Here is a 24,124-nt window from a genome sequence, read left to right as displayed (position 1 = left end):
CTGCAGTCCAAGGAGAGACCATGAGCCGCGAAAAGGTGATCTTCGCGTTTTTTATCGTACTGGCGCTGACCCTCAACTTCGGCTTTTTTATCGGCCAGATCGACAACCCCGACCACCACAACGAATATGAATTTTTCGCCGCGCTGGTGGTGAGCCTGATCGCCACGGTGATGAAGTTCGGAGACCGCACCCATATCGGCGCCGTTCTGCTGGCCACCAGCCTGGTAGCCGACCTGCAGCTGGTGGCGGGGGCGGTGGTCTGGGGGCTGGCCGAACACGTCTTCGCCGGCGGGATGTCGCCGGCGGTGATGGCGAGCATCGTCTCCCTCTCCGGAGGGGCGCTGCTGGCCAACCTCACTTCGGTGATTCTGCTGATGGTGGAAACCGTGCTGATCCGCCGCTGAGGCGACGCCCATGAACTACTTCTTCCTCTTTACCCTTTTTCGGCGACTCAGGGCCCCCCTGATCTCGCTGATCGTGGTCTACTCCGTCTCGGTGCTGGGGTTCGTGCTGATCCCGGGGGTGGATGACCAGGGCAATCCCTGGCGCATGGATTTTTTCCATGCCTTCTACTTCGTCAGTTTTATGGGGTCGACCATTGGCTTCGGGGAGATTCCCTACCCGTTCACCGACGGCCAGCGCATGTGGACCCTGGTCACCATCTACGCCACGGTCATCACCTGGCTCTACGGTATCGGGAAAATGCTGGCGCTGTTCCAGGAGCCGGCGTTTAACCGGCTGATGCACCGCATGCGCTTTCGTAACGGGGTGGAGCGGGTCGAAGAGCCGTTTTACCTGGTGTGCGGTTACGGCATGACCGGCAGCCTGGTGGTGGGACGCCTGGCCAAACGGGGGATTCGCGCGGTGGTGGTCGATATTGACCGGACCCGGATCGACGCCCTGCAGACCGATGACCTGCGATATAGCCCCCAGGGGCTCTGCGCCGACGCGGCCAAGCCCGACGTGCTGAACGATGCCGGGCTGCAGCGCAGCAACTGCATCGGGGTGTTGGCATTGACCAACCGTGACGAGGTGAACCTGGCCATCGCCATCACCAGCAAACTGCTGGCACCGGGGCGGCCGGTGGTGTGCCGAAGCGAATCGGATGTGACCACTGCCAACTTGGCCTCGTTTGGCACTGACCATATTATCGACCCCTTCGTCACCTACGCCGACTACCTGGCCCTGGCCCTGGCATCGCCCTATCACCACTTGGTCTACGACTGGTTGACCAATCCCACCCACCGGACCCTGGCCAGCGCCTACCAGAAAACCCAGGGCCGTTGGGTTATCTGCGGCTATGGGCGGCTGGGGCGTGCGTTGCACCGAAGCCTGCGGCACAGCGCGGTCAACCTTACCATTATCGACGATAACCCGAAGCCCGAGGGGCTGGAGGTGGAGTTTGTCCAGGGCCTGGGGACCGAAGCCGTCACCCTGGAAGAAGCCCGGATTCACGATGCGGTGGGGCTGGTGGCCGGAACCGCCAACGATGCCAACAACCTCTCCATCGTCATGACGGCTTTGGAACTCAACCCCAAGCTGCTGACGGTGGTGCGACAGAACCTGGATTCCAACGCGGCGGTGTTTGCCGCGGCCAAACCGGATTTGATCATGGAGCCGGGGCGAATCATCGCCAACAACATCCTGTCGCTGATCAAGTCGCCGCTGCTCAGCGAGTTTCTGGAAGCGATGCGAAGCAAAGACGAAGTCTGGGCGCATACGCTGGTTAACCGCATGAGCGCCGTGGCCGGGCAGCGGGAACTGGACAGCTGGGCCTTCAGCGTCGGTGAGGAGGAGACCCCGGCGCTGGCCGAGGCGCTGAACCAGGGGCGTTGCGTGAAGCTCAACCTGTTTATGAAGGACCCCCGAAGCAGCCGCGACCAGTTGCCCTGTTTTCCGCTGATGCTTAAGCGCAATGGCGAGCTGAAACTGCTGCCCGGTGAACTCACCGAGCTGCAATTGGGCGATCAGCTTCTGTTCTGCGGCCTGGCCAGGGCGCGCGACCGTATGAACTGGACCCTGGTCAACAGCAATGTGTTCAGCCAGGTGGTGGGTGACCCGGACGCGCGCGGCGGCTGGCTGGCACGGCGTTTTCGCAGTTGGGGCTTTTAAGCGGCCAATTCATCGATGCCTGCCAACCCCACTCCCTACCTGTTGCTGCTGTTGACGATCCTGTTCTGGTCGGGGAACTTCGTGCTCGCCCGCGCCATGCACCTGGAGATGCCGCCGATCACTCTCGCGTTTTTCCGCTGGAGCGGGGCGTTCCTGTTACTCGCACCCTGGGTGCTGCCGCGAATGGTTCGGGAGTGGGCTGAGATCAAGCGCCACTGGGGTATCTTGCTGGTGCTGTCGACGCTGGGGGTGGCCAACTACAACACCTTCGCCTACATCGGCCTGCAGTCAACCCAGGCCAGCAACGCCGTGTTGCTGCAGTCGGCGGTGCCGGTGTTGATCCTGGTTTTCTCGCGTTTTCTGCTTGGACAACGAATCGGCGGATTGCAGCTCCTCGGGGTGACCATCTCTCTGTCCGGGGTGGCGGTGCTGGTGGCGGGGGGCAGCCTGGCGGGCCTGCTGAGCCTGCAGGCCAACCCGGGGGACCTCTGGATCCTGGCCGCCGGCACCAGCTGGGCGCTCTACTCGGTGTGCCTTAACTGGCGGCCCCGCACCCTGGCTCCCCTGACCTTGCTGGGCACCACCATATTGGTCGGGGCTCTGCTGTTGCTTCCCTTCTACCTCTGGGAGGCGCAATCCCGCGTACCTGAGTGGCATGTTGATAACATCCTGCTGATCGGATACGTCGCCCTGTTCCCTTCGGTCCTCGCCTACATCTTCTGGAATCGCGGCGTGGCGGAGCTGGGGGCGGCCCGTGCCGGAATTTTTTTCCATCTGATGCCGGTTTCTGGTCTAATACTTTCGGCTATATTTTTGGGCGAAGTGGTCCAGGCGTATCACTTGGCGGGCATTGCGCTGATCTTCAGCGGACTGTTTCTCGCCAACCGCTTTGCCCGCGGTAAAACACCTGAATAACGATAAGATGGGGCACTGATGACTCGTATACTTCTGACCTTTTGCTGCGCGTTGCTGTTGGGTACCGGCCTGACGACGGACGTCGCAGAGGCCAAGCGCTTCGGGGGCGGCTCAAGCTTCGGCAAAGCGTTCTCCACGCCTAAAAAGGTAAGCCCGACGCCGCAGCCGTCGGCGACCCGGTCCTCTTCCACCGATAAGGCGGCCACCACGACGCGCAAGCCGGGTATGGGCGGTATGTTGGGCGGCCTGCTGGCGGGCGGGCTGTTGGGCGCGCTCTTCTTTGGCGGCGCTTTTGAAGGTATCCAGTTGATGGACGTGCTGATTCTGGGGGTACTGGGGTTTGTGCTGTTCAAGCTTTTTACCCGAGGCGCGGTGGCGCAACGTCCACCGGCCTATGCCGGCGCCGCCGACGGGCCGGTGGCGACCGGGCACGGCTTTGATCCCACGCCGCTGATGTCATCCGGGGTTGGCGTTGCCGAGCCTGCGCTGCCCGAGTGGTTCCAGAAAGAGGCGTTTCTGGAGGGGGCACGCAGCCACTTTGCCGAGCTGCAGACGGCATGGAGCGAGAACGATCTGGAGACGATCCGCGGTTATTGCTCGGCAGAACTCTTCGGCCATCTGGAGCAGGAACGGGCCCGTCTGGGTGCCGGTGTGCTGGATAACGATCTGGTGTCCGTGATGGCCGAAATCCTTGGTTACAGCGAGGTGGAGCAGACGGCCCAACTGAGTGTGAATTTCTACGGCTGGATGCGCGAGGGCGCCGGCGCCCAGACCACCGAATTCAATGAAATCTGGCACCTGACGCGGGATCTCTCCAAGGAGGGGGCCGACTGGTTTATCGTCGGTATCGAGCAGCCCAGCTGACGCCAGGATGTCGTAAAAAAGGGAGCCTGAGGCTCCCTTTTTTGTTTGCGGGTCGCAGGTGTTGACCCGCTGCCAGCCGGTTTAGGGGCCGTCGGGCGGGGCGTCAGAGGGCGCCGGCCCTACGTTGTCGCAACCGGCCCGAGGCGCTTCCCAGACCTCCTTGCCGATCTGGACTTTGATCACCCCCTCAAAGCGTCGGGTCAGTTCGGCCACGGCGTCTGCCAGCGTTTCATCATCGCACAGCATGGTGCCGCCGCGGCCGTCTTCGGTAAAGAACTGGTAGGACTTCATTGCACTGCGTTCGGGTTGCCGAATGGAAGCGCTATTGTCCCCCAGCCCCGGTCCCTTGTGAAGGGGCTGCCGTGAACGGATAAGGCATCAGGGGTAGACCCCCAGGTGCTCCTTCATGCGCGGCGGCGTCGGGCGGTTGGGCACGGCGCCGTGGGTGATCACCACCGGCTCCACCAGGCGCGCAAAATCACGGTAATCCATCTGGATCAGCTCGCTGTGGGAGCCGGCGCAGAAGGTGATCTCCGCTTCTTTCGCCAGGCATTCGGCGATATACACCTGCATGCCGTAAAGGTTACCGAAGGGCGGCAGGGCGCCCAGCTCGCAACCGGGGAACAGGTCCTTGAAGTCATCCTCGCTGGCAAGGTCGAGCTTGAAAGCGCGGATGGAGCGCTTCAGGTCGACCAGGTCAATGTGCTGTGAGGCAGGGATCACCGCCAGGGCGAGTTGGTTGTCGATGCTCAGCACCACGCTCTTGGCCAGCAGGTGACCGCGGATGTGGGCCGACTGGGCCACCTCCTGGGCGGTGTAGGCCGGGGAGTGGGTCAATACCACGTAAGGGACATCCCGGGCGTCCAGGTATTGTTTGAGGGTTTGGGTAGTCATGGCTGGCTCCTTGCGGATAACCGCGGTTTGAGGGTTGAGCGAGCCCACTAAAAGTTTAGCGCCTGCTGATGTTCGGTTCGGTGAAATTTTGTCGCCCTTACCGATGAAGCGGCTTCCCCCTTTCGGTGCTGCCGGCTATGCAGTATCGTGTCACCGACCTGAACCGGCCCCGGGCCGGTGTCCCTATTCAGTCTTGGAGTAACTACATGACCCAGCCTCTTCGCTTGCCCCTGCGTTTATTGTTTGTTGCGCTGTTGCCGGCGTTGCTGGGCGCCTGCCAGAGTACCTACTACAGCACCATGGAAAAGTTCGGCTACGCCAAGCGGGATATACTGGTCGACCGGGTGGAGGCGGCCGCCGAGACCCAGACCGAGGTGAAGGAGCAGTTCCAGTCCGCCTATCAGGCCTTTGATGCCCTGTTGCAGTTGGAAAGCACGACCCTGCAGGAGCGCTACGAAACCCTCAACGACGCCTACCTTGAGAGCGAGGAGAAGGCGGAGGAGTTGAGCGGTCGGATCGACGATATCGAGTCGGTTGCCGAGGCGCTGTTCGAAGAGTGGCAGGCCGAGCTTGATCAGTATTCCAGCCGCTCGCTGCGGGCCTCCAGCGAGCGCAAGCTGAAGACCACTCAGCGCCGCTACCGCGACTACCTCGCCTCCTTGGAGCGCTCCGAGGCCAAGATGCGGCCAGTGCTGGCGGTGTTCAAGGACCAGGTTCTGTACCTCAAGCACAACCTCAACGCCGAGAAAATCAGCGCTCTCAAGGGAGAGGTTCACCACTTCGATACCGACGTACAGGCCTTGGTGCGGGAGATGGACCGTTCGATCGCCGAGGCTCGCGAATTTATCAGCGGCCTGGAGTGATGATCGCGTCTTGAGGCAAGCGGGCGTCGTTACGAGCCCCCCGGGGCGTTCAAATGGCGCTCCGGTTTAGAAAAAGTAGGCCAGGTTCAGCAGCAGGAGATCATCCCGGCGAACGCTGAACAAGGGGTCTTCGGTCTCCAGGTCCTTGAAGGTGCGCCACTCCAGGGAGAGCCTGAAATCCTCGTCGAGGCGGCTGCTCGCTTCGACGAAGCCCAGCATGGCGTCGCTCTCGTTATCCAGGATCACGCCGGCGAGGATCTCCGTTGTCTGGATATCGTTGAGTCCCATGCGTAACCCGAGAAACAGATCGTCCTGGAAGGGGCTGGTGGCCTCTTCGCCGCGCTCATCGTAATGGTATTCCAGTAAGAGTCCCAGGTCCGCCGCGGTATCCATCACCCCGACCAGCGTATATTCAAAGCCCCCCACTGCCGCCCAGTAGTCGTCGCTCCTGCCGTCTCGATACAGGGCTTCGAGCTTCCATAGCAGGTCGCCCTGCACCGCGGTGAGTTCCAGGGCGCTCTGCTCGATCTGTTCATAGAAGGGAATCAGCACTAGGTTGCCGCTGCGGTCGGTTTCGGCCAGCAGGATCGGATCACGGCTGGTGCCGCTGAAGTGGGAGAGGGCCAGATCCATGGGCCCGATGACATGGCTCCAGCGGATGGCAAAGTCCTGGTGGGCTTGCTCCGCGCCCGATTCGTAGCGGGCGCGGTCGGTCTCGATCGCCGGTTGCGGCCGCAGCCGCCCCTCGTCGCCGGCAAAGGTGCGCTCGCGAAAATAGGGCAGCCAGAACAGCGAGAGGTCCCCCCAGTCGCGGATCAGGGTCAGGTTGACCATGGGCTGCCCCAGCCGGTCCTCATCATCCGCGCCTTCGAGGGTGTCGGTCTGGTTGATGATATCCACCAGGTGCTGTGATTCGGCCACCCCCCAGAAAACCCGTGAGATGCCGCTGCGCACCTGCCAGCCGTCACCGACGTGGAGCCAGTTTAGCTCCCGGATGTCCACGTGATCACGATGGCTGTCATGATTGCCTGTGCGCAGGAAGGGTCGGAAAACAACCGCGTTGTCGCCACCGTCCCATTGCTTGTACCACTCGGGCTCGGCGCCCAGGGATAGGTAGGTCTTGTGCTGCTCGGGGTCTGCCGGGGTCTCCGGAAAATGTTGCATCTCAATATCGATTTGACCGGAGAGTTCGACCTCCCGGGCCTGGGCGCCGGAAACCAAGCCCAGCCAAAGGACCAGCGACAAAGACAGAGACAGAGACAGAGACAACGGCAGTGAGGGCATATCAGCGTATCCGTTTCAGGGTGTTGCGGTTGAAGTCCTGGTCGTCAAGACCGGTCTGGAATTGATAAGTCCCCCAGTGCAGAACCGTGCTCTTGCCGGTCTGGTGGTTGACCATGGACATTGTCTGCGCCCGCCAGTACTTCTCCAGGTAGCGTTGGTAGTCATCGAAGGTGAGGGTCTTCAGCAGACTGTTCTTGCGGTCGTAGTAGTCGATTCGCTGGGGGCGGTACTCCTGCTGATCGTACCAGGTGATCAGCCGCGAGTAGCCGGAATGCTCATCCACCGGGGTGCTCTCGATTTTGAAAGTCTCGGTGCCATCCAGGGTCTCATCCTCCAGGTAGCGATAGGTGTATTTCTCCAGCTCAAAGGAGCTCATGTCCTCGTAGGCGAACTCGCTGCCCATGAAGGGGCCGGACTTGTTGCGCGAGGAGATGCGCTTGACCCGCTTGAGGGCCGGCAGGTAGATCCACTGGTCGTCGGCCCCCACCGGGTGGCTGAAGGAGAGAAAGGCGGTGCCTTTCACATCCGGCGGTTCGTCAAAAATGGTCAGGCTCTTATCACCGTCGCCATCCACTTCCAAGGAGAGGCTGCGTAGCTCGCGCTCGCTCACATCCCCGTGAGCGTTCTTGAGCACCATGCGCAGATCCACCCGGCTGTCCTGCCAGCCCTGGTCGCGGCGGTCCGCCTCGGTAACGATTTCCAGCCCCCGCTCCTCGGGGGAAGGGGCCTGGGCATGGAGCGAAGGGATGATAAAAACAACTAACAGGGGAATAAGACGTTTAAAAACCTGGGGCATCAAAGGGGCTCCTTAAGCAAAGTGTCCGCGGCGGCGGGCGTGCGATTCCGATCCTGCTTCCTGTCCAAGCGGAGCAACAGCGGCGGCAGTAGCAGGAAGTCGACGGCCAACGCAATGACAATGGTGATGGCAGACAAGAGGCCCATGTCGGAGTTCATGTTGAAGCTCGAAAGCGCCATGATCAAAAAGCCGGTGGCGAGCACCAAGGTGGTAATCACCAGGGCCCGCCCGACACTGCTGAAAGCATAGCGGATGGCCTGCCGGGGCGGCGTCTGGCGTTGGCGTCGGGCGTAGAGGTACTTGCTCATAAAGTGCACGGTGTCGTCGACGATGATCCCCAGGGTCATGCCGGTAACCACCGAGAGGGCAAGCCCCACCTGCCCCACCAGCAGCCCCCAGAGACCGAAGGCCATGGCGGCCGGGGCCAGGTTGGGCACCAGACTGATGAGGCCGAAACGGACCGAGCGCAGGGCGATGCCCAACAACGCCGAGATAAGGACCAGCGCGGTGAGGGTGCCGGAGAGCATGCTCTGGATATTGCGCTTGCCGATATGGGCAAAAATCAGCTGGGGACTGGAGATAGAGACTTCCAGGCCGGGGGCATTCTGCTCGAGCCACTGTCTGGCCCGGGCTTCCAGGCCGATCAGTTCATTGCTGGTCAGGGTATGGAAGCTCGCCACTACGCGGATCGCTGACTTGTCGACGTTGAGCTGGTTGTTCAGGTCCAGCCCGTAGGGCAGGGACATCTCGTACAGGAGCAGGTACTGGGCTGCCAGTTCGCGGTTTTCCGGCAGGCGGTAGAAGTCCGGGTCGTCGGCGTGCATGTTGCGGTTCAGGCGCTTGAGGGTGTCGGTGAGGCTGTCGACGTGGACGGTCTCGGGCTGGCTCCGGAACCAGGTGGCGAAGGCTTCCGCCGTCTGCAGGAACGCGGGCTCGTTGATGGCGCCGGGAGAACCGGCGTTGAGTTCAAACTCCAGGTTGCCCATGCCGGTCAGGTTTTGGTCGGCGAAGTCGGCCGCGAGCCGAAAAGGGATTGAGCGGTCGAAATATTCGACAAAGTTATCGTCGAGTTCGTTGCGCGGCACCAGGGCGACCATGACCAAAACCAGCGCGCTCATCCCCCACAGCAAGGGACGACGTTTACTGATGACCCAGTTTCCCAGGCGCTCCATCGGGTCCTGGCGCGGCTGCCGCCGAGCTTTTGCCTTGACCGGCAGGGTCGCCAGGAGGGCGGGGAAGAGGACGAGGGAAAACAGGCAGGCCAGCATCACCCCCACGGCGACAATGTTGCCTAGGTCGGCAAAGGGAGGCGAGTCGCTAAAGTTCATGCTCAAAAATCCGATGGCGGTGGTGACGCTGGTCAGCAGTACGGGCTGGGTGTTGATCTCCAGGCTTTTGATCAGGGCCGGATACTTGGCAAGGCCGGCGCGCATCTCGTGATAGAAGGTGCTGAGCAGGTGGATGCAGTCCGCTACCGCCAGGGTCAGAATCACGGTGGGGGCGGACGCCGAGGGGCCGCTGAGGTAGAGACCGGCCCAACCGGCCAGCCCCATGGCGGTGCCAATGCTGGCGACGATGATGAGGACGGTGGCGAACACGCCGCCCAGGGTGCGGATGGTGACGCCGATCAGCACCATGACGAACAGGAACATCAGCGGCACCAGGGTCTGGCTGTCCCGGACCACCGCCTCGGAGAAGGCGCTGTTCATCATCACGATGCCGCTGAGATAGAGGGTTTGCCCCGGGTGCTCGGCGAGGATTTGGTCGCGCAGCGCCCGCGCGGCCGCCGAGACCTCCGGCACCGCCTGTTCCAGGTTATCCTCGGGCAGGGTCAGGGTGACGTTGACCCCGGCCACGTGTCCCGAGGGTGAGACCAGGCGGTTGACCAGTTGCGGTTCGCCCAGGGTGATCTCCCGGACCCGCTGAATCTCCTCGGGCCCGAGATCGGCCGCGCCGCTGACCAGGTCTTCGACGATTAGGTCGTCTTCTTCGGCGTAGCTGTACTGGTAGTTGGTGATGGAGTCGACGCGGGTGGAGTAGGGGAGCTGCCAGGCCCCCTCGGTCAGGGTCTCCAGCGCGGCCAGGGTCTCGGGAGTGAAGACCTCGCCGTCCTCGGGCGCGAGCACGAAGAGCACGTTGTCGCTTTTGGCAAAGGTGCGTTGCATCCGCTCCAGTGCCATCAGCTGCGGGTTGTCGGGGCCGAAGAAGACCCGGTAGTCGCTTTTGAATGTCAGCCGCTGGACCCCGAGGGTGCCCAGAACAATCCCCGCCAGGGCGATCAGGATCACCCAGTATTTGTGACGGAGGACCGCGGCGTAAAAACCCTTCATCGGCTGACACTGTGCTCGCGTGGCTGCGGGATGGTAAGACCTGACTAATACTAGCAGGCGCGAGTACTAGCCGGTGCGCGGCGCCATCAGCTGGAGTCCGCCGGGCCGAAGGCGCTGAGATCCTGCTGAAAGACCTGGGCCAGGTAGCGCAGGTAGACGGGGTCTTCGCAGACCAGCTTGCCGGGGCTGTCCGACAGCTTGGCCACCGGTTGACCGTTGCAGCGGGTCATCTTGATGACGATATCCAGCCGAGGGTAACCCAGGTCGTTGGTTAGATGGGTGCCGATGCCGAAGGTGGGGTAGGCGTCGTGCCGAAGACGTTCGCAAAGGGTCAGCGCCCGCTCCACGGTAAGTCCATCACTGAAGACCAGGGTACGGGAGCGGGGGTCGATTCCGAGCTGGCGATAATGAGCGATGGCTTTCTCTGCCCAGGGGACGGGGTCGCCGGAGTCGTGTCTCAGACCCTGGTAGAGGCGGGCGAAATAGAGGTCGAAGTCCCGCAGAAAAGCGTCCATGCCCACCACGTCGGTGAGGGCGATGCCCAGCTGTCCTCGGTACTCCTGAGCCCAGCTTTCAAGGGCGAACCGTTGACTGTCCTGCAGGCGCGGTCCCAGGGCCTGACAGGCCTGCAGGAACTCGTGGGCCATGGTGCCGACGGGCGTAAGACCCAGGCGCTGGGCCAGGTCGACGTTGCTGGTGCCCTGGAGCTGGGCGGGCAGCTGTTGCTGCAGGGTTTCCAGCAGTTCCTGCTGCCAGCGCCGGGAGAAGCGGCGACGGGTGCCGAAATCGGTGAAGGAGAAGTCGGCGGCCGCCGGGTGATGCTGGATGGCGTGAATTTTTTCCCGCAGCCGTTTGCGCCCCTCTTCCCAGTCGGGATCGGGGTGGCGGTGTTGAAAGTAGGTTTCGTTGATAAGCGCCAGCAAGGGCACTTCGAAGAGGATGCAGTGCAGCCAGGGGCCCCGGATACGAAGCTCCAGCTGGTTGCCGTCTAGATCCAGATGAACGTAATCGGGGTCAAAGCGAAAGAGCCTGAGAAAGGCAAGAAAGTCGGCCTGGAAGTAATCAAACCCGGCCAGGTAGCGCAGCTCCTCGGTGCTGAGATGGCACTCCTCCAGCGCCTGGACTTCCTGCTTGATAGGTTCAAAGCAGGGCCTGAAGTCCACTTCCGGGGTCCGGCAGAAAAAACGGTACTCCACCTCGGCGGCGGCGAAGCGGTGCAGCACGATTTGCATCATGGTGAATTTATAAAGATCGGTATCCAGCAGCGACCGAATAACGGCAGGCATCAGGTCTCGCCCTCGAGGGAGATGTGTTCCAGCTCCTCGGCTTGGTTGACGAACAGGACGTCGGCGCCACGCATGGCGGCGAGAGCCTCGTTGGTGGAGCCCTGCTCCAGGCCACGGCAGGCGCCCAGGTTCACCACCACGTTAAATCCCGCCTTGCGCAGCTGCATGACGGTGGTCCTGACGCAGTAATCGGTGGCCAGTCCGCCGGCGATTATCCAGCGGACCTGTTGTTGACGCAGGTATTCTATGACGCCGGTGCTCAGGGTTTCTGCCAGGTCGTGGTAACAGGCCCCGTAGGGATGCATGTCGGGTTCGACCCCTTTCCAGACGAAGAAATCGTACTGGGACGGTCGGGGGAGCCCGTCGATCAGCTCAAAGCCCGGGGTGCCGGGGACGGCATGAACGGGCCAGCGCAGGTCCATGTTGGTGCCTTCGATGGCGGTCAGAGGTGGGTGACGGCTGTCCGCGACCCAGTGGGCCTGGGGGGAGTGGGCATCCTTGGAGCCGATGCGAAGCCGTGCAAAGCGCGCCTGGTAGTTGAGTTGGGCGACGATCTCATCGCCGTGGGGAACCGGCAGCTCCGCCGGGCACAGCGGTGTGAAGCAGTTCTGGGCGTCAATATCAAAACTGGCGAACTGCTGCTGGCGTTGTTTCATGGGCCTTTCATCCCTGAACCGGCGGGGTGGTCAATTGGAGCGGCGACGTTTGCGGTCCCCATGGCGCCGCCACTGCTCAAGACTCACCACCTCCGCCACAGCGGTTACGGTTGCCGGCCGCGGCGCTTGTCTGGCAAGAGGCAGGGTGGTACAGCGCTTGAGCTCCTGCAGGTGGTCGCTCAGTTCATGCAGGCTGTCGTGCATCATCCCCGAGACCTTGATGAGGCCCGCGAGCGGGGTTTTTGCCCGACGAATCTCATGATTGACCCGAAACTGGACCCCTTTCAGGCGTCGTTGGTGCGCAGCCGGTATGCTGTTGATAAACTCCTCACACACCGTTTGGCGAAGACGGTCGAAAGCTTGAGGATCGGTTCTGGCCAGCTCTTTCAGCTCGTCGAACCCTGGCAGTTCGCCCATGGTGCCCTCCTTGCGGTCGTCGGTGACCGGGCTTGACTTCCCTGTCCCCTTTGCCGAACTTCCCAACAGGGGATTCCCATTCAGTTTAGACCCTTTAGCCCGGGCTTCGAGTAGGGGGGCTAGGTACGGGGAATGCGGCCCCGGCGGGGACACCCGCCCGGTGGCGGATAACGCAAGAGACTCACAGGCTTGAACATACTGTTACTGAGTGCCTACGACGCTGGTAGCCACCGCTACTGGCGGCGGGGACTGATCAACGCGTTCGCCGAGTATCGCTGGACGGAGCTGGTGCTTCCGGCACGGCACTTCAGCTGGCGCATTCGGGGCAACCCCCTCTCCTGGCTAAGTGAGGCGGCATCCGTTCTGTCGCAACCCTATGATCTGCTCGTCGCCACCTCCATGGTCGACCTGGCCACCCTGAAGGGGCTTTGTCCGGTACTGGCCCAGGTGCCGGCGCTCTGTTATTTCCACGAAAACCAGTTCGAGTACCCCAAGAGCGCGCAGCAGCATGCCAGCGTCGAGCCGCAGATGGTGAACCTTTACAGCGCGCTGGCGGCGGATCGAGTACTGTTCAATTCGGACTTCAACCGGCGGACGTTTTTGCAGGGCGCCGACAGGCTGCTGTCCCGTCTGCCGGATCACCGCCCCGGCTCCGTGGGGCCGCTGCTGGAAGGGAAAACGGCCGTGCTGCCGGTACCGCTGGACGAGGCCGGTCTCGGGGTCAAGGGGCGGCCCTCGAAGCGTTTTACTTTGACCTGGAACCATCGTTGGGAGTACGACAAGGCGCCGGAGCGGCTGCTGGCGGCGCTGGAGGGGGCGTTGGCCCGGGGGGTGGACTTCGACCTGCACCTGCTGGGCGAAGGCTTTCGTAAGGTGCCGCCGGTGATGCAGGCGTTGCGTGAGCGCCTGGGACGGCGTGTATTGAGCTGGGGGTACCTGGAGTCGCGGGAAGCTTACTACCGGTGCCTGGCGGGTAGCCACCTGGTGCTTTCAACCAGTTTGCATGAGTTCCAGGGGCTGGCGATGCTGGAAGGGGCCGCCCTCGGTGCCTGTCCGCTGGTGCCGGACCGCCTCAGTTACCCCGAGCTTTTTCCCGAGCACTGCCGTTACCCCAGTCACCGGGACGATCCGGTGGCGGAGGCTGAGGCGATGGCTGAGGCGATCGCTCACTTCTACAGCCGCTATGAAGCGGGAAAATCCCTGCCGCGGGTGGATATTCAGCCCTGGCTCTGGTCCCGCTTGAAACCGCGCTACGCCGAGGAGATCCGGCGGGCTATTGCGCGGGAGGGGTATCCTGGGGCGCGTCGGTGACCGTTCCTCCCAGCTCTGTCTCGACGTAGGTCCGCCAACGTTGCGCCGCTTTCTCGGCGGCGCTCTGGTGCCGCTGCAGGGCCTGGTTCTGTTTGTTGACGAAGCTGTCCAGGCAGGCGCGGAAGTCGGCCACCTTCTTTTCGAACGCTTGCTTGTCCAGCTCGGTGACAAACTCGAGGGGTTTCTTGGGCGCGCGGCAGTCGGCGTTTTCTTCGAAAAAATGGGCCTGTGCCGTTGGTGTATTCAGCAGCAGTGCGAGCAGTGCGGGGGCGGCGATGGTGCGCGAAAACGGGTGGGACATGCGGTTACCTCGGTTTTGTTCTTGCGTGCATTCTAGGGGAGCTCCGGGGGCGATGGCCTTGCCCTGGGTCAACGAAGCTTTAGCTGTGTTAACAAAGTCTTATGCCGGATCAATAACTCCTTAATGCCGACCCATGACCAAAAAGGGCCCGGCAAGGGCCCTTTGGGATGGAGAAGGCTCGGGACGAATCAGAGCCCCAGCTTCTCGGCCACGTAGTCGGCGTCCTTGTCGCCGCGTCCGCTGAGGTTGATCAGCAGGGTCTCGTCGGGCGAGCGTTCAGCCGCCAGTTTCATGGCGTAGGCAACGGCGTGGGAACTCTCCAGCGCGGGGATAATTCCCTCACGGCGGGAAAGGGTCATGAAGGCGTCCAGACACTCCTGATCGGTCACGGAAACGTAGTTCACCCGTTCGATATCCTTGAGGTAGCAGTGCTGCGGTCCCACGCCGGGGTAATCCAGGCCGGAGGCAATGGAATGGACGGGCAGAGGCTCGCCCTCGGCATCCTGCAGCAGGTAGCACTTGAAGCCGTGGATGGCCCCGGGAGTGCCGCGGGTCAGGGTGGCGGAGTGGTCCGGCGTATCCAGGCCCTTGCCGGCGGGTTCGACGCCGTAGATGTTGACTGAGTCGTCATCCAGGAAGGCGCTGAACAGGCCGATGGCGTTGCTGCCGCCGCCCACGCAGGCGAGGATGTGGTCCGGCAGGGCACCGGTTTTTTCCAGGAACTGGGCCCGGGCCTCGTCGCCGATAATGCGCTGGAAGTCGCGCACCATCATCGGAAAGGGGTGGGGGCCGACAACTGAGCCGATGGCGTAGAAGAAGTTCTGCGGGTCTTTGAGGTACTCCTCAAAGGCGCTGTCCACGGCGTCCTTGAGGGTGGCGGTACCCCGGGTGACCGGAACCACCTTGCACCCCAGGATTTTCATTTTGGTAACGTTGGGGTGCTCTTTTTCGATATCTACCTGACCCATGTGAATCTCGCATTCGATACCCACCAGTGAGCAGGCGGTGGCCAGCGCCACCCCGTGCTGGCCGGCCCCGGTTTCGGCCAGCACCTTGGTCTTGCCCATGTGCTTGGCCAGCAGCGCCTCGCCCAGGCAGTGGTTGATCTTGTGGGCGCCGGTGTGGTTCAGGTCTTCGCGTTTGAGATAGATGCGGGCACCGCCGCAGTGCTCGGTCAGGCGGCGGGCGAAATAGAGCGCGCTGGGGCGCCCGACGTAGTCGCGGTAAAGTTCGCGCAGTTCGCTCTGGTAAGCGTCGGTGTCCTTGATCTCGTGATAGGCGCGGGCGATATCGTCCATGATTGCCTTGAGTTCGGGGGGAATGATCTGGCCACCGTATTCACCGAAAAAACCTTCGGCATTGGGCATGGGGGCAAAGTCTCTGCTCATTGGGTACGTCCTGACTCCAAGGTTATTGATTTTTTTGAGCTACCTTAGCGCCCCAACCAAAGCCGGGCAATAGGCTGAACGAACAAGGCGGGTAAAGCCGGGGAGAGAAGGGTGGAGCGAAGTGGAAGTGTGCGGTTGGAAGAGGCCGGGGAGGCGTCAGTCGACCTGCTGGTAGCCCCGGGCCTGCTGGCGGCGGCGGATCTGCTCGACCAGCTCCAGGGCCTGCTGGTGATCCGGCGCTAGGTTATGGCGACAGCCCCCGAGGTTATTATCCAGATTTCCCCAGGAGCGGGTCACCACCCAGTCTCCAAAGAGGTCTTGAGAAAGCCGCACGATGAAGTAATGTTGTGCTTTGCGCCATCGAATCAACACGTGGATGCCCTGTGAAACCGTCCCGTACCCAGCGATTGAGGCGCGCAATTGAGCCTGAATTCACCGGTGATGTAAAGTCTAGCCGCTGTCGAGGAAGTCCCCCATGTTGATCCTTGCTGACGAGAACATTCCCTTGGTTCGTCCCTTTTTTGAAGGGTTAGGGCGAGTGGAGGTGGTGGACGGGCGCCACTTGGCGCCGGAACGGGCGCAGCAGGCAGACGTGCTGCTGGTGCGCTCGGTGACGCAGGTGGATCGACGGCTGCTTGAAAACGGTCGGGTGGGCTTCGTCGCCAGTGCGACCATCGGCACCGACCACCTGGACCTGGACTACCTGGCCGACGCCGGCATCGGGGTGGCCAATGCGCCGGGCTGTAACGCCGAGGCGGTGGTGGATTACGTGATCTCGGCGCTGCTGAATCTCGCCGCGGCGGAGCAGGTGGCGCTGGCATCGCGGACCCTGGGCATCGTCGGGTTAGGGAACGTGGGCGGTCGTCTGCGAGCGCGCCTGCAGGCTCTGGGGCTGGAAGTGCTCTGCTGCGATCCGCCCCGGGCGGAGCGGGAGGGCGGGGGTTACCGGCCGTTACAGACGCTGCTGGAACGTTGCGACGTGCTGTGCCTGCACACTCCGCTGACCCGCACCGGTCACCACGCCACCCACCACCTGCTCGATCGCGAACGTCTTGAAGGCTTGCGGCCCGGGACCTGGCTGATCAACGCAGGGCGCGGGGCGGTGATCGATAACCGTGCCCTGTGCGAGGTGCTCGAGGAACGCGCGGACCTGCGGGTGGTGCTGGACGTCTGGGAGCAGGAGCCGGGTTTCGATGCGCAGCTGGCAAGGCGGGTCACCTGGGGCACACCCCATATCGCCGGCCACAGTGTCGAGGGCAAGGCGCGGGGGACCGAGATGATCTACCAGGCCTTGTGTCGCCACCTGGGGGTGCCCGCCGAGCAGTCCCTGGAGGGGCTGCTGAGCCCGCCGCCGGTGAGGCAGGTGGAGGCCGGTCGGGACTCTGACTCGCTGCCCCGTCACCTGGTTAATCTCTGTTATGACCTGCGTGATGACGATGCCCGCCTGCGTCGAATCGCCCAGCTCCCCGACGCCAAGCGTGGCGCCGCCTTTGACCAGCTGCGGCGGAGTTACCCGGAGCGCCGGGAATTCAGCACGCTGCGGGTGGGCGGCCTCGATCCCGCGGGGGATACCGCCCGGACGATCAGGGCGCTGGGCTTCTCAGTGGTACCGTAGCCCCGTGTGAGCCCCGCTTGGCCCGGGTTCTCAAAATCAGTATCCTTGCCGCTTCCCTTCGTTCATTCGAGTCCGGTACCGCCTGCCATGACCGTTGCGCAATTGACCCAGGGCAGCAAGGAGCAGCTGCGTTTCGACGAGCTCAGAGTGCCGGTGGGCGAGCGCGTCCAGCTGGAAACCCGCTCACCCCGGGGGCGCTTCTCGGTCCGTTACGTCGGCCACGTGCAGGACAAGGGCCTGCTGGTCTCCCTGCCCATGAGCAAGCGGGCGCCCAAGCTGCTCAGTGAAGGCACTCCGGTGACCCTGCGGCTGATGGCCCAGAACCGGGCCTGCGCGTTCTCATCCCGGGTGCAGAAGGCGCAGCTGGCGCCCGTCCCGCTCCTGTTCCTGGACTATCCCGCCGAAGTGGAAGCGGTGCTGGTTCGCCACGCTACGCGGGTGCGCAGCCGCCTGATCGTGTCGGTGGATGGCGGTGAAGAGGTCAATCTCAGCCATACCTGGCCGCGCCAGGCCCTGTGTTCCGATATCAGCCTGGAGGGGGCCCGCCTCGAAGCCAGCGACCTGCTGGGCGAGGTCGGCGATCCCCTTTATGTCACCGCCCGGGTGCAGGTGGGTGACGTGGACCAGGTGCTGCTGCTGCACTGTCGGGTGCGCACCCTCGAAGAAGTCGAGGACCCTTTCAGCGGTGATTACCGGCTGATTCACGGGGTCGAGTTCGAGGAGCTGGACGAGGAGACGCGGCTGATCCTGACCGGGTTCGTCTACCAGCAGATGCTGCGTGAGCAGGTGGGGCTCTAGGGGCGAGGGGCGCGTATGGGCATGTTCAAACTGGGTCTGATCATCAACCCCCTCGCCGGCGTTGGCGGCAGCGTCGGCCTCAAGGGCAGCGATGGCGAGGAGACCGCGCGCAAGGCCCTGGCCCTGGGCGCCGAGCCCCAGGCTCAGCAGCGTGCGGTGCAGGCGCTCGCTCCCCTGCGCGAACTTGAGCTTGAGCTGATCTGTTATCCCGGCGAAATGGGGGAAGCGGCTGCACGGGAGGCGGGCTTGCAGCCGCGGGTGATCGGATCGATCAGCAGCGGCCACACCGCGGCTGAAGATACCCGGCGTGCGGCGCGGGAGCTGGTTGCAGAAGGGGTGGATTTGCTGCTGTTCGCCGGTGGCGACGGCACGGCCCGCGATATTTTGCAGGCGGTGCCCGAGCAGGTAGCGGTGCTGGGTATCCCCGCGGGGGTCAAAATCCACTCCGGCGTCTATGCCGTTACGCCGCGGGCTGCCGGCGAGGTGGTCGCGATGCTGGTGCGCGGCGAGCTGGTCAGCCTGCGCGCCCAGGAGGTGCGGGACATCGACGAGGAGGCGTTCCGCCAGGGGACGGTCCGTGCCCGTTATTACGGGGAGCTTTACGTGCCCGAAGCGGGGCGCTACGTGCAGCACACCAAGAGCGGCGGACGCGAGGTGGAAGCGCTGGTCCTGGACGATATCGCCGCAGAGCTGGTGGAAACCCTGGAAGACGGTGTCTTTTACGTGATGGGCTCGGGCACCACCGTGCAGGCGGTGATGGATGCGCTGGGGCTGCCCAATACCCTGCTCGGGGTCGATCTGGTCAAGGACGGTGAGCTGGTGGGGAGCGATTTGGGGGCCCGGGAGCTGCTGGAGCTGATCGGCGATGCCCCGGCCCGGATCGTGGTAACGGTGATCGGCGGCCAGGGGCATATCATCGGCCGCGGCAACCAGCAGCTCAGCCCCGAACTGCTGCGGCGGGTGGGGCGGGAAAACCTGATCCTGATTGCCACCAAGAGCAAGCTCAACGCCCTGGAGGGGCGGCCGCTGATCGTTGACTCCGGCGACCCGGAACTGGACCGCGCCTTTGCCGGGGTGATCCGGGTGGTCACCGGCTATCGCGACGCCGTGCTCTACCGGGTGGCCGACGACTGAGCCGCCTCAGGTGAACTGCAGCGGGTCCAGGGCCTTTCTCAGGACCGCCTCATCAAGGTCGGTTTCCTCCAGCGCCACCTCCAGTACTGGCCGTCGCTCCCGGTAAGCGCGCTGGGCAATGGCGGCGCTCTTTTTATATCCCACCAGGGGATTGAGCCCGGTTACCAGCATCGGGTTGATCGCCAGCTGCTCCTTGATTCGCGTCTCGTTGACCTCAAGCCCCTCGATCGCACGATCGGCAGTGAGGCGGGCCGCCTGGCTCAGCAGGTGGATGCTCTCCAGCAGGTTGTAGGCGATCAGCGGCAGCATCACGTTCAGCTGGAAATTGCCGGATTGCCCGGCGATGGCGACCGTCGCATCGTTGCCCATCACTTCCGCCGCCACCTGGCACACGGCTTCCGGAATCACCGGGTTGACCTTGGCGGGCATGATGGAGGATCCCGGCTGCAGGGCAGGCAGCTCCACCTCCGCCAGGCCGCAAAGGGGGCCGGAGTTCATCCAGCGCAGGTCGTTGCTGATCTTCATCAGGGCCACCGCACAGCCCCGCAGCTCGCCGGACAGGGCTACGGCGGTGTCTTGGGCTGCCATCCCGGCCAAGCGGTCCCGGGCAGGCTTGAACTTGAGTCCGCTGAGTTGGTTGAGTTCGCGGAAAAAGGCGTCGATGAACCCTCGCGGCACGTTGACACCGGTGCCGATGGCGGAGCCCCCCTGGACCAGGCGTCGCAGCGGCTCGCTGACCTGCTTGAGGGCCCGGCTGCGCGCTTCGATCTGGCTGGCCCAGGCACCGAACTCCTGGTCGAGTCGCACCGGCAGGGCGTCCATCAGGTGGGTGCGCCCGGTTTTGATGCGCCGGCGCAGGCTCCGTCCCTTGTTGCGAATGGTCCTGGCCAAATGATCGAGAGCCGGCAGCAGTTCGCTTTCCAGAGCCAGGGTGGCGCTCAGGTGGATGCAGCTGGGAATGGTGTCGTTGCTGCTCTGGCTGGCGTTGACATGATCGTTCGGGTCTACCGGCTCGCCCAGTGCCTTAGAGGCGAGACGGGCGATGACTTCGTTCATGTTCATGTTGGTGCTGGTGCCGGAGCCGGTCTGGAATACGTCCAGCGGAAAGTGCGCCAGGTGGCGGCCGTTCATCACCTGCTGGCAGGCATCGCAGATCGCCTTGCCCTGGGTGCGGGTGAGTACCTTCAGCTCCATGTTGGCCCGGGCGGAGCAGTATTTCAGGGTGGCCAGCGACTTGATGAAGAGCGGGGGCAGGGGGCGCCCGCTGATCGGAAAGTTCTCTACCGCGCGTGCCGTCTGGGCGCCGTACAGGGCCTCTTCAGGGACCTTGACGGGACCCAGGGTGTCTTTTTCGGTTCGGTATCTGGCGGGCATGGTTCCCTCCCTGGTTGAAGCCTGACGAGGCATCGGGATAGCTACTGTTATAGTCGCGGGGGGCTGGGAAGGACAATGGCGAGCGGTGAGGCGATAACCGTCGCGGGGCGCACCACCGGGGTGCCCGCGTCTGTGTGGCCGAGCAGGGGGGAGATAAAAAAACGGCCTCTTGGGAGAGGCCGTTTTGAGAAGGGGGGGTTAGTGCCCGTGGCGCAGGGCGTCGATGCGGTCGTCAAGGGGCGGGTGGCTGGCGAAGAGCGCCATCAGTCCCTGGGGAATGCCGCTACGGATGCCGAAAGCAGTCAGCTGGTCGGGCATGTCGTTGGGCTGGCCGGCTTCGGCCTTGAGCCGTTGCAGGGCGCCGATCATGGCCTGGGGGCTGGCCAGGGTGGCGCCGGCATGGTCGGCCCGGAATTCACGTCGACGGGAGAACCAGGCGACGATCATCGAGGCGAGCACCCCGAGGATGATTTCGGCAAAGATGGTGGTCAGGAAGTAGCCGATGCCGTGGCCCTCTTCGTTCTTCAGAATGACCCGGTCCACGGTGTGGCCGATGATGCGGGCGAAGAACATGACGAAGGTGTTGACCACTCCCTGGATGAGCGCCAGGGTGACCATGTCGCCGTTGGCCACGTGGCCGATCTCGTGGGCCAGAACCGCGCGAATCTCCTCCTGCCGGAAACGACTCAGCAGCCCCTGGCTGACAGCAACGAGCGCGTCGTTGCGATTCCAGCCGGTGGCGAAAGCGTTGGAGACGGGGGAGGGGAAGATCCCCACCTCGGGCATCTTGATGCCGGCCTCGCGGGAGAGCTCGGCCACGGTGTCCAGCAGCCACTTCTCTTCGGCGGTGCGCGGGGTTGTGATGACCTGGGTTCCGGTGCCTTTTTTGGCCATCCACTTGGACAGGAACAGGGAGATCAGCGAGCCGGCCATGCCGAACACGGCACAGATCACCAGCAGGTTACCCAGATCCAGGTCGACGCCGTTGGCTTGCAGGGTGGAGCCGACGCCCAGCAGGCTGAGGGTGATGCTGGCGATCACCAGAATCGCCAGGTTGGTGGCTAGAAAGAGCAGTATGCGCATGAGGTTTTTCTCGTGGTTGTTTGGCTTTCTGCTTTGATGGGGGTGGCGGGACAAAGTTTCAAGAGTTTGGCTGCGTTATAATGCCCCGCTTTGAGAGCGGAGAAGCGGATGATCGACCCTCTGATCGAGGCCCTGGAGCGGGGGCTGAGCGACCCGGATACCGATGCGAGGCGGCTGTTTCACGGGCGCGGGCGTTGTTACCCGGGGCTGGAGCAGGTGACCGTGGACCTGCTGGGGCCGGTGTTGCTGGTCACCCTGTTCCGGGAGCCGGAGAGCGACCTGCTGACTCCCATCGAGGCGCTGGCGCGGGGCCACGATCGGGTGGAGGGGCTGCTGGTCCAGCATCGCTACCGGGCCGGGGCGCCCAACGAGTGCCGTTACGGGACGGTGCCCGAGACGCTGGTGGTGACCGAGCAGGGGCTGCGCTATGAGGTGCGTCTGGACCGCCATCAGAACAGCGGCCTGTTCCTGGATATGGCCGAGGGCAGGCGCTGGCTGCGTACCCATGCCGAGGGCTGCAACGTACTCAACCTCTTTGCCTATACCTGCGGCTTTTCGGTGGCTGCCCTGGCCGGGGGAGCCGAAGCGGTGGTGAATTTGGACATGAGCCGGGGGGCGCTTAACCGCGGGCGGGAAAATCACCGGCTCAACGAGCACGAGCTGAGGCGGGTGCGTTTTCTGCCCCACGACCTGTTCCGGTCCTGGGGGCGGCTTAAAAAGCTGGGGCCTTACCAGCGGGTGATTGTCGACCCGCCCTCTTTTCAGCGGGGCAGTTTTGTCGCCGGCAAGGACTACGTGCGGGTGTTGCGGCGGCTGCCGGAGGTGCTGGCCGACGAGGCGCAGGTGCTGCTGTGCCTGAACGATCCGGCCTTCGGCCCGGAGTTTTTGATCGAGGCCATGGCCGAGGCTTGCCCGAGGGCGGTGTTTGCCGAGCGTCTGCCGACGCCCGCCGTGTTTGCCGAGCAGGACCCGGCCCGCGGCCTCAAGGTACTGCGTTTCACCTACTCAGCTTCGTCCCAGTAGCAGTCGCTGACCTGGCGGTAGTCGGGGGCGTACTCGGCCTGGCACTCCTCCAAGGCACGCAGCAGGCCGCTGTCGCGGTAGACCCGCTTGCGGATGTACTGCAGCCAGTCGTGGTACTCGCGGTTGACCTTGATGCAGTAGGACTGCATCCCTTTCTGGGCCGGCCAGCGCTCCTGGCAGAGGTTGGCGATACGGTTATCGGGCGCGGCCTGGGCGACGCTGGCAGCGGCCAGCGCAAGACCCAGGCAAAGCGCGGAAAACAGGGGGCGTGAATTCATCGTCGACTCCTTTACTCGGGCAGGGCTACTGCTCGTAGCCAGCCAGGAAGTGGGCGATGCGTCCCATGGCATCGCGCAGTTCGTCCACCCGGGGCAGGAACACGATCCTGAAGTGCTGGGTGTCGGGCAGGTTGAAGCCCGAACCCTGGACGATCAGCAGCTTTTGCTGGGTCAGCAGATCCAGGGCCATCTTCTCGTCGTTGTGGATCGGATAGACCTTGGGGTCCAGGCGCGGGAACAGGTACATCGCCCCTTTCGGCTTGACGCAGCTGACCCCGGGGATCTGGGTGATCATCTCGTAGGCGGCGTCGCGCTGGTCCCGCAGGCGACCGCCCGGAACAATCAGCTCGTTGATGCTCTGGTAGCCGCCCAGGGCGGTCTGGATGGCGTTCTGGGCCGGTACATTGGCGCACAGGCGCATGTTGGAGAGCATGTCGAGCCCTTCGATGTAGTCGCGGGCCCTATGCTTGGGGCCGCTGACCACCATCCAGCCGGCACGGAACCCCGCCGAGCGGTAGGTCTTGGAGAGGCCGTTGAAGGAGAGCATCAGCACATCGTCGGCCAGGGAGGCGAGGGCGACATGCTCGGCTTCGTCGTAGAGAATCTTGTCGTAGATCTCGTCGGCGAAGATGATCAGGTTGTGCTGGCGGGCCAGTTCCACGATCTGCTCCAGCAGCTCGCGGGGGTAGACGGCGCCGGTGGGGTTGTTGGGGTTGATCACCACGATGCCCCGGGTGCGCTCGGTGATCTTGCTGCGAATATCGTCGATATCCGGGTACCAGTCCGCCTGCTCGTCGCAGTGGTAGTGCACCGGGTTGCCGCCGGCCAGGCTGGTGGCGGCCGTCCACAGGGGGTAGTCGGGGGCTGGAATCAGCATCTCGTCGTGGTCGTTGATCAGGGCCTGCATGGACATCATGATCAGCTCGCTGACCCCGTTGCCCAGGTAGATATCGTCAATGGTGACCCCCGGCACGCCGCGGCGCTGGGTTTCGTGCATGACCGCCTTACGCGCGGCGAACAGCCCCTTTGAGTCGCAGTAACCCTGGGCGCTGGGCAGGTTGTGGATGACGTCCTGAACGATCTCCTCCGGCGCGTCAAAGCCGAAGGGGGCGGGGTTGCCGATATTCAGCTTGATGATCCGCTGGCCCTCTTCCTCGAGGCGCTTGGCCTCCTCGAGGACCGGTCCGCGAATGTCGTAGCAGACGTTGATCAGCTTGTGGGATTTTCGGACGACGGACATAACCCTGTATCCTGCTTCAATATTTTGTGACGCCGCACGCGGCAAACCCCGTATCATACGCCGCTACCGGTGCCATGCAAGCAGGGGCGGCGGGCTTTCGGGCTTTATTCCCAGTAAAAAGCTGGGCTATTCTCCCGGGTGATGTGATCGACGCACCCGGCC

25 protein-coding genes are annotated in these 24,124 nt (G+C 63.4%); 10 read left to right on the top strand and 15 right to left on the bottom strand.

Going from position 1 to position 24,124, the window contains the following annotated elements; all coding sequences use genetic code 11:
* Nucleotides 1–20 precede the first annotated feature (20 nt).
* From JGZ97_RS07500 to JGZ97_RS07485, 4 genes are read left to right on the top strand one after another with little or no spacing between them, the layout of a single operon-like run.
* Nucleotides 21–404 (top strand): DUF6394 family protein, encoded by a 384-nt coding sequence (locus JGZ97_RS07500; RefSeq protein WP_207061994.1) that lies wholly within the window; start codon nt 21–23, stop codon nt 402–404.
* A 10-nt stretch (nt 405–414) separates the two neighbouring features.
* Nucleotides 415–2,112, top strand: coding sequence for a TrkA family potassium uptake protein (locus JGZ97_RS07495; RefSeq protein WP_207061993.1), 1,698 nt, complete (start codon nt 415–417; stop codon nt 2,110–2,112).
* A gap of 15 nt (nt 2,113–2,127) precedes the next feature.
* On the top strand, nt 2,128–3,027 hold the full coding sequence (locus tag JGZ97_RS07490) for a DMT family transporter (protein WP_242521591.1): 900 nt from the start codon (nt 2,128–2,130) through the stop codon (nt 3,025–3,027).
* An 18-nt stretch (nt 3,028–3,045) separates the two neighbouring features.
* On the top strand, nt 3,046–3,891 hold the full coding sequence (locus tag JGZ97_RS07485) for a Tim44 domain-containing protein (RefSeq protein WP_207061992.1): 846 nt from the start codon (nt 3,046–3,048) through the stop codon (nt 3,889–3,891).
* 81 nt (nt 3,892–3,972) lie between these two features.
* On the opposite strand, the gene JGZ97_RS07480 is transcribed toward JGZ97_RS07485, so the two are convergent.
* Both JGZ97_RS07480 and JGZ97_RS07475 read right to left on the bottom strand, forming a co-directional pair.
* Nucleotides 3,973–4,182 (bottom strand): hypothetical protein, encoded by a 210-nt coding sequence (locus JGZ97_RS07480; protein ID WP_207061991.1) that lies wholly within the window; start codon nt 4,180–4,182, stop codon nt 3,973–3,975.
* An 87-nt stretch (nt 4,183–4,269) separates the two neighbouring features.
* Complete coding sequence (locus JGZ97_RS07475) at nt 4,270–4,785, bottom strand: aminoacyl-tRNA deacylase (protein WP_207061990.1); 516 nt, start codon at nt 4,783–4,785, stop codon at nt 4,270–4,272.
* A gap of 206 nt (nt 4,786–4,991) precedes the next feature.
* Here JGZ97_RS07475 and JGZ97_RS07470 point away from each other — a divergent pair, with 206 nt between their 5' ends.
* On the top strand, nt 4,992–5,648 hold the full coding sequence (locus JGZ97_RS07470; protein WP_207061989.1) for a DUF2959 domain-containing protein: 657 nt from the start codon (nt 4,992–4,994) through the stop codon (nt 5,646–5,648).
* A 66-nt stretch (nt 5,649–5,714) separates the two neighbouring features.
* Here JGZ97_RS07470 and JGZ97_RS07465 read toward each other — a convergent pair whose 3' ends face one another.
* The 6 genes from JGZ97_RS07465 to JGZ97_RS07440 form a co-directional block, all read right to left on the bottom strand.
* Nucleotides 5,715–6,932, bottom strand: a complete 1,218-nt coding sequence (locus JGZ97_RS07465; protein ID WP_207061988.1) for a hypothetical protein — start codon at nt 6,930–6,932, stop codon at nt 5,715–5,717.
* A gap of 1 nt (nt 6,933) precedes the next feature.
* Complete coding sequence (locus JGZ97_RS07460; RefSeq protein WP_207061987.1) at nt 6,934–7,728, bottom strand: outer membrane lipoprotein-sorting protein; 795 nt, start codon at nt 7,726–7,728, stop codon at nt 6,934–6,936.
* Nucleotides 7,728–10,058, bottom strand: a complete 2,331-nt coding sequence (locus JGZ97_RS07455) for an RND family transporter (RefSeq protein WP_207061986.1) — start codon at nt 10,056–10,058, stop codon at nt 7,728–7,730. The genes JGZ97_RS07460 and JGZ97_RS07455 overlap by 1 nt, the downstream gene beginning before the upstream one ends.
* A gap of 86 nt (nt 10,059–10,144) precedes the next feature.
* Nucleotides 10,145–11,344, bottom strand: coding sequence for a nicotinate phosphoribosyltransferase (pncB, locus tag JGZ97_RS07450; protein ID WP_207061985.1), 1,200 nt, complete (start codon nt 11,342–11,344; stop codon nt 10,145–10,147).
* Nucleotides 11,344–12,000 (bottom strand): isochorismatase family protein, encoded by a 657-nt coding sequence (locus JGZ97_RS07445; protein ID WP_207061984.1) that lies wholly within the window; start codon nt 11,998–12,000, stop codon nt 11,344–11,346. The genes pncB and JGZ97_RS07445 overlap by 1 nt, the downstream gene beginning before the upstream one ends.
* Before the next feature lie 30 nt (nt 12,001–12,030).
* Nucleotides 12,031–12,417, bottom strand: coding sequence for a DUF3135 domain-containing protein (locus JGZ97_RS07440; protein WP_207061983.1), 387 nt, complete (start codon nt 12,415–12,417; stop codon nt 12,031–12,033).
* A 189-nt stretch (nt 12,418–12,606) separates the two neighbouring features.
* Between JGZ97_RS07440 and JGZ97_RS07435 the strand changes: the two genes are divergently transcribed.
* Nucleotides 12,607–13,728, top strand: coding sequence for a DUF3524 domain-containing protein (locus tag JGZ97_RS07435; RefSeq protein WP_207061982.1), 1,122 nt, complete (start codon nt 12,607–12,609; stop codon nt 13,726–13,728).
* Here JGZ97_RS07435 and JGZ97_RS07430 read toward each other — a convergent pair.
* The 3 genes from JGZ97_RS07430 to JGZ97_RS07420 form a co-directional block, all read right to left on the bottom strand.
* Nucleotides 13,691–14,029: a hypothetical protein gene (locus JGZ97_RS07430; protein WP_207061981.1), complete on the bottom strand. Its 339-nt coding sequence runs from the start codon at nt 14,027–14,029 to the stop codon at nt 13,691–13,693. The genes JGZ97_RS07435 and JGZ97_RS07430 overlap by 38 nt on opposite strands.
* 188 nt (nt 14,030–14,217) lie before the next feature.
* Nucleotides 14,218–15,417 (bottom strand): tryptophan synthase subunit beta, encoded by a 1,200-nt coding sequence (gene trpB / locus JGZ97_RS07425; RefSeq protein ID WP_207061980.1) that lies wholly within the window; start codon nt 15,415–15,417, stop codon nt 14,218–14,220.
* A 156-nt stretch (nt 15,418–15,573) separates the two neighbouring features.
* Nucleotides 15,574–15,789 (bottom strand): WGR domain-containing protein, encoded by a 216-nt coding sequence (locus tag JGZ97_RS07420; protein ID WP_207061979.1) that lies wholly within the window; start codon nt 15,787–15,789, stop codon nt 15,574–15,576.
* A 103-nt stretch (nt 15,790–15,892) separates the two neighbouring features.
* On the opposite strand from JGZ97_RS07420, the gene pdxB reads away from it, so the two are divergent.
* The 3 genes from pdxB to JGZ97_RS07405 all read left to right on the top strand — a co-directional run bounded on the left by pdxB (nt 15,893) and on the right by JGZ97_RS07405 (nt 18,964).
* On the top strand, nt 15,893–17,032 hold the full coding sequence (gene pdxB, locus JGZ97_RS07415; protein ID WP_207061978.1) for a 4-phosphoerythronate dehydrogenase PdxB: 1,140 nt from the start codon (nt 15,893–15,895) through the stop codon (nt 17,030–17,032).
* An 87-nt stretch (nt 17,033–17,119) separates the two neighbouring features.
* Nucleotides 17,120–17,830: a flagellar brake protein gene (locus JGZ97_RS07410; protein WP_207061977.1), complete on the top strand. Its 711-nt coding sequence runs from the start codon at nt 17,120–17,122 to the stop codon at nt 17,828–17,830.
* 21 nt (nt 17,831–17,851) lie between these two features.
* A complete protein-coding gene (locus tag JGZ97_RS07405; protein ID WP_207062052.1) occupies nt 17,852–18,964 on the top strand; it encodes an ATP-NAD kinase family protein in 1,113 nt (370 codons plus the stop codon).
* Nucleotides 18,965–18,970: 6 nt separating this feature from the next.
* Here the strand turns inward: JGZ97_RS07405 and JGZ97_RS07400 are convergent, their stop codons facing one another.
* Nucleotides 18,971–20,338 (bottom strand): lyase family protein, encoded by a 1,368-nt coding sequence (locus JGZ97_RS07400; RefSeq protein WP_207061976.1) that lies wholly within the window; start codon nt 20,336–20,338, stop codon nt 18,971–18,973.
* A gap of 198 nt (nt 20,339–20,536) precedes the next feature.
* Complete coding sequence (gene htpX, locus JGZ97_RS07395) at nt 20,537–21,421, bottom strand: protease HtpX (RefSeq protein WP_207061975.1); 885 nt, start codon at nt 21,419–21,421, stop codon at nt 20,537–20,539.
* 108 nt (nt 21,422–21,529) lie between these two features.
* On the opposite strand from htpX, the gene JGZ97_RS07390 reads away from it, so the two are divergent.
* On the top strand, nt 21,530–22,444 hold the full coding sequence (locus tag JGZ97_RS07390; protein ID WP_207061974.1) for a class I SAM-dependent methyltransferase: 915 nt from the start codon (nt 21,530–21,532) through the stop codon (nt 22,442–22,444).
* Here JGZ97_RS07390 and JGZ97_RS07385 read toward each other — a convergent pair.
* Nucleotides 22,423–22,722, bottom strand: coding sequence for a hypothetical protein (locus tag JGZ97_RS07385; protein WP_207061973.1), 300 nt, complete (start codon nt 22,720–22,722; stop codon nt 22,423–22,425). The two genes, JGZ97_RS07390 and JGZ97_RS07385, sit on opposite strands and share 22 nt — an antisense overlap.
* A 25-nt stretch (nt 22,723–22,747) precedes the next feature.
* Nucleotides 22,748–23,962, bottom strand: a complete 1,215-nt coding sequence (locus tag JGZ97_RS07380) for a pyridoxal phosphate-dependent aminotransferase (protein WP_207061972.1) — start codon at nt 23,960–23,962, stop codon at nt 22,748–22,750.
* Between the last annotated feature and the right edge of the window lie 162 nt (nt 23,963–24,124).

This window comes from Motiliproteus sp. SC1-56 (assembly GCF_017309075.1).
GTDB lineage: Bacteria > Pseudomonadota > Gammaproteobacteria > Pseudomonadales > Balneatricaceae > Motiliproteus.
Note: the sequence above shows the minus strand (reverse complement) of the source record. Positions and strands in the feature narration are given on the sequence as shown.

Excerpts from the sequence above, each read along its gene's own strand:
- JGZ97_RS07500 (WP_207061994.1), top strand. The coding sequence starts at position 21 with ATGAGCCGCGAAAAGGTGATCTTCGCGTTTTTTATCGTACTGGCGCTG.
- JGZ97_RS07495 (WP_207061993.1), top strand. The coding sequence starts at position 415 with ATGAACTACTTCTTCCTCTTTACCCTTTTTCGGCGACTCAGGGCCCCC.
- JGZ97_RS07490 (WP_242521591.1), top strand. The coding sequence starts at position 2,128 with ATGCCTGCCAACCCCACTCCCTACCTGTTGCTGCTGTTGACGATCCTG.
- JGZ97_RS07485 (WP_207061992.1), top strand. The coding sequence starts at position 3,046 with ATGACTCGTATACTTCTGACCTTTTGCTGCGCGTTGCTGTTGGGTACC.
- JGZ97_RS07480 (WP_207061991.1), bottom strand. The coding sequence starts at position 4,182 with ATGAAGTCCTACCAGTTCTTTACCGAAGACGGCCGCGGCGGCACCATG.
- JGZ97_RS07475 (WP_207061990.1), bottom strand. The coding sequence starts at position 4,785 with ATGACTACCCAAACCCTCAAACAATACCTGGACGCCCGGGATGTCCCT.
- JGZ97_RS07470 (WP_207061989.1), top strand. The coding sequence starts at position 4,992 with ATGACCCAGCCTCTTCGCTTGCCCCTGCGTTTATTGTTTGTTGCGCTG.
- JGZ97_RS07465 (WP_207061988.1), bottom strand. The coding sequence starts at position 6,932 with ATGCCCTCACTGCCGTTGTCTCTGTCTCTGTCTCTGTCTTTGTCGCTG.
- JGZ97_RS07460 (WP_207061987.1), bottom strand. The coding sequence starts at position 7,728 with ATGCCCCAGGTTTTTAAACGTCTTATTCCCCTGTTAGTTGTTTTTATC.
- JGZ97_RS07455 (WP_207061986.1), bottom strand. The coding sequence starts at position 10,058 with ATGAAGGGTTTTTACGCCGCGGTCCTCCGTCACAAATACTGGGTGATC.
- pncB (WP_207061985.1), bottom strand. The coding sequence starts at position 11,344 with ATGCCTGCCGTTATTCGGTCGCTGCTGGATACCGATCTTTATAAATTC.
- JGZ97_RS07445 (WP_207061984.1), bottom strand. The coding sequence starts at position 12,000 with ATGAAACAACGCCAGCAGCAGTTCGCCAGTTTTGATATTGACGCCCAG.
- JGZ97_RS07440 (WP_207061983.1), bottom strand. The coding sequence starts at position 12,417 with ATGGGCGAACTGCCAGGGTTCGACGAGCTGAAAGAGCTGGCCAGAACC.
- JGZ97_RS07430 (WP_207061981.1), bottom strand. The coding sequence starts at position 14,029 with ATGTCCCACCCGTTTTCGCGCACCATCGCCGCCCCCGCACTGCTCGCA.
- trpB (WP_207061980.1), bottom strand. The coding sequence starts at position 15,417 with ATGAGCAGAGACTTTGCCCCCATGCCCAATGCCGAAGGTTTTTTCGGT.
- pdxB (WP_207061978.1), top strand. The coding sequence starts at position 15,893 with ATGTTGATCCTTGCTGACGAGAACATTCCCTTGGTTCGTCCCTTTTTT.
- JGZ97_RS07410 (WP_207061977.1), top strand. The coding sequence starts at position 17,120 with ATGACCGTTGCGCAATTGACCCAGGGCAGCAAGGAGCAGCTGCGTTTC.
- JGZ97_RS07405 (WP_207062052.1), top strand. The coding sequence starts at position 17,852 with ATGTTCAAACTGGGTCTGATCATCAACCCCCTCGCCGGCGTTGGCGGC.
- JGZ97_RS07400 (WP_207061976.1), bottom strand. The coding sequence starts at position 20,338 with ATGCCCGCCAGATACCGAACCGAAAAAGACACCCTGGGTCCCGTCAAG.
- htpX (WP_207061975.1), bottom strand. The coding sequence starts at position 21,421 with ATGCGCATACTGCTCTTTCTAGCCACCAACCTGGCGATTCTGGTGATC.
- JGZ97_RS07390 (WP_207061974.1), top strand. The coding sequence starts at position 21,530 with ATGATCGACCCTCTGATCGAGGCCCTGGAGCGGGGGCTGAGCGACCCG.
- JGZ97_RS07385 (WP_207061973.1), bottom strand. The coding sequence starts at position 22,722 with ATGAATTCACGCCCCCTGTTTTCCGCGCTTTGCCTGGGTCTTGCGCTG.
- JGZ97_RS07380 (WP_207061972.1), bottom strand. The coding sequence starts at position 23,962 with ATGTCCGTCGTCCGAAAATCCCACAAGCTGATCAACGTCTGCTACGAC.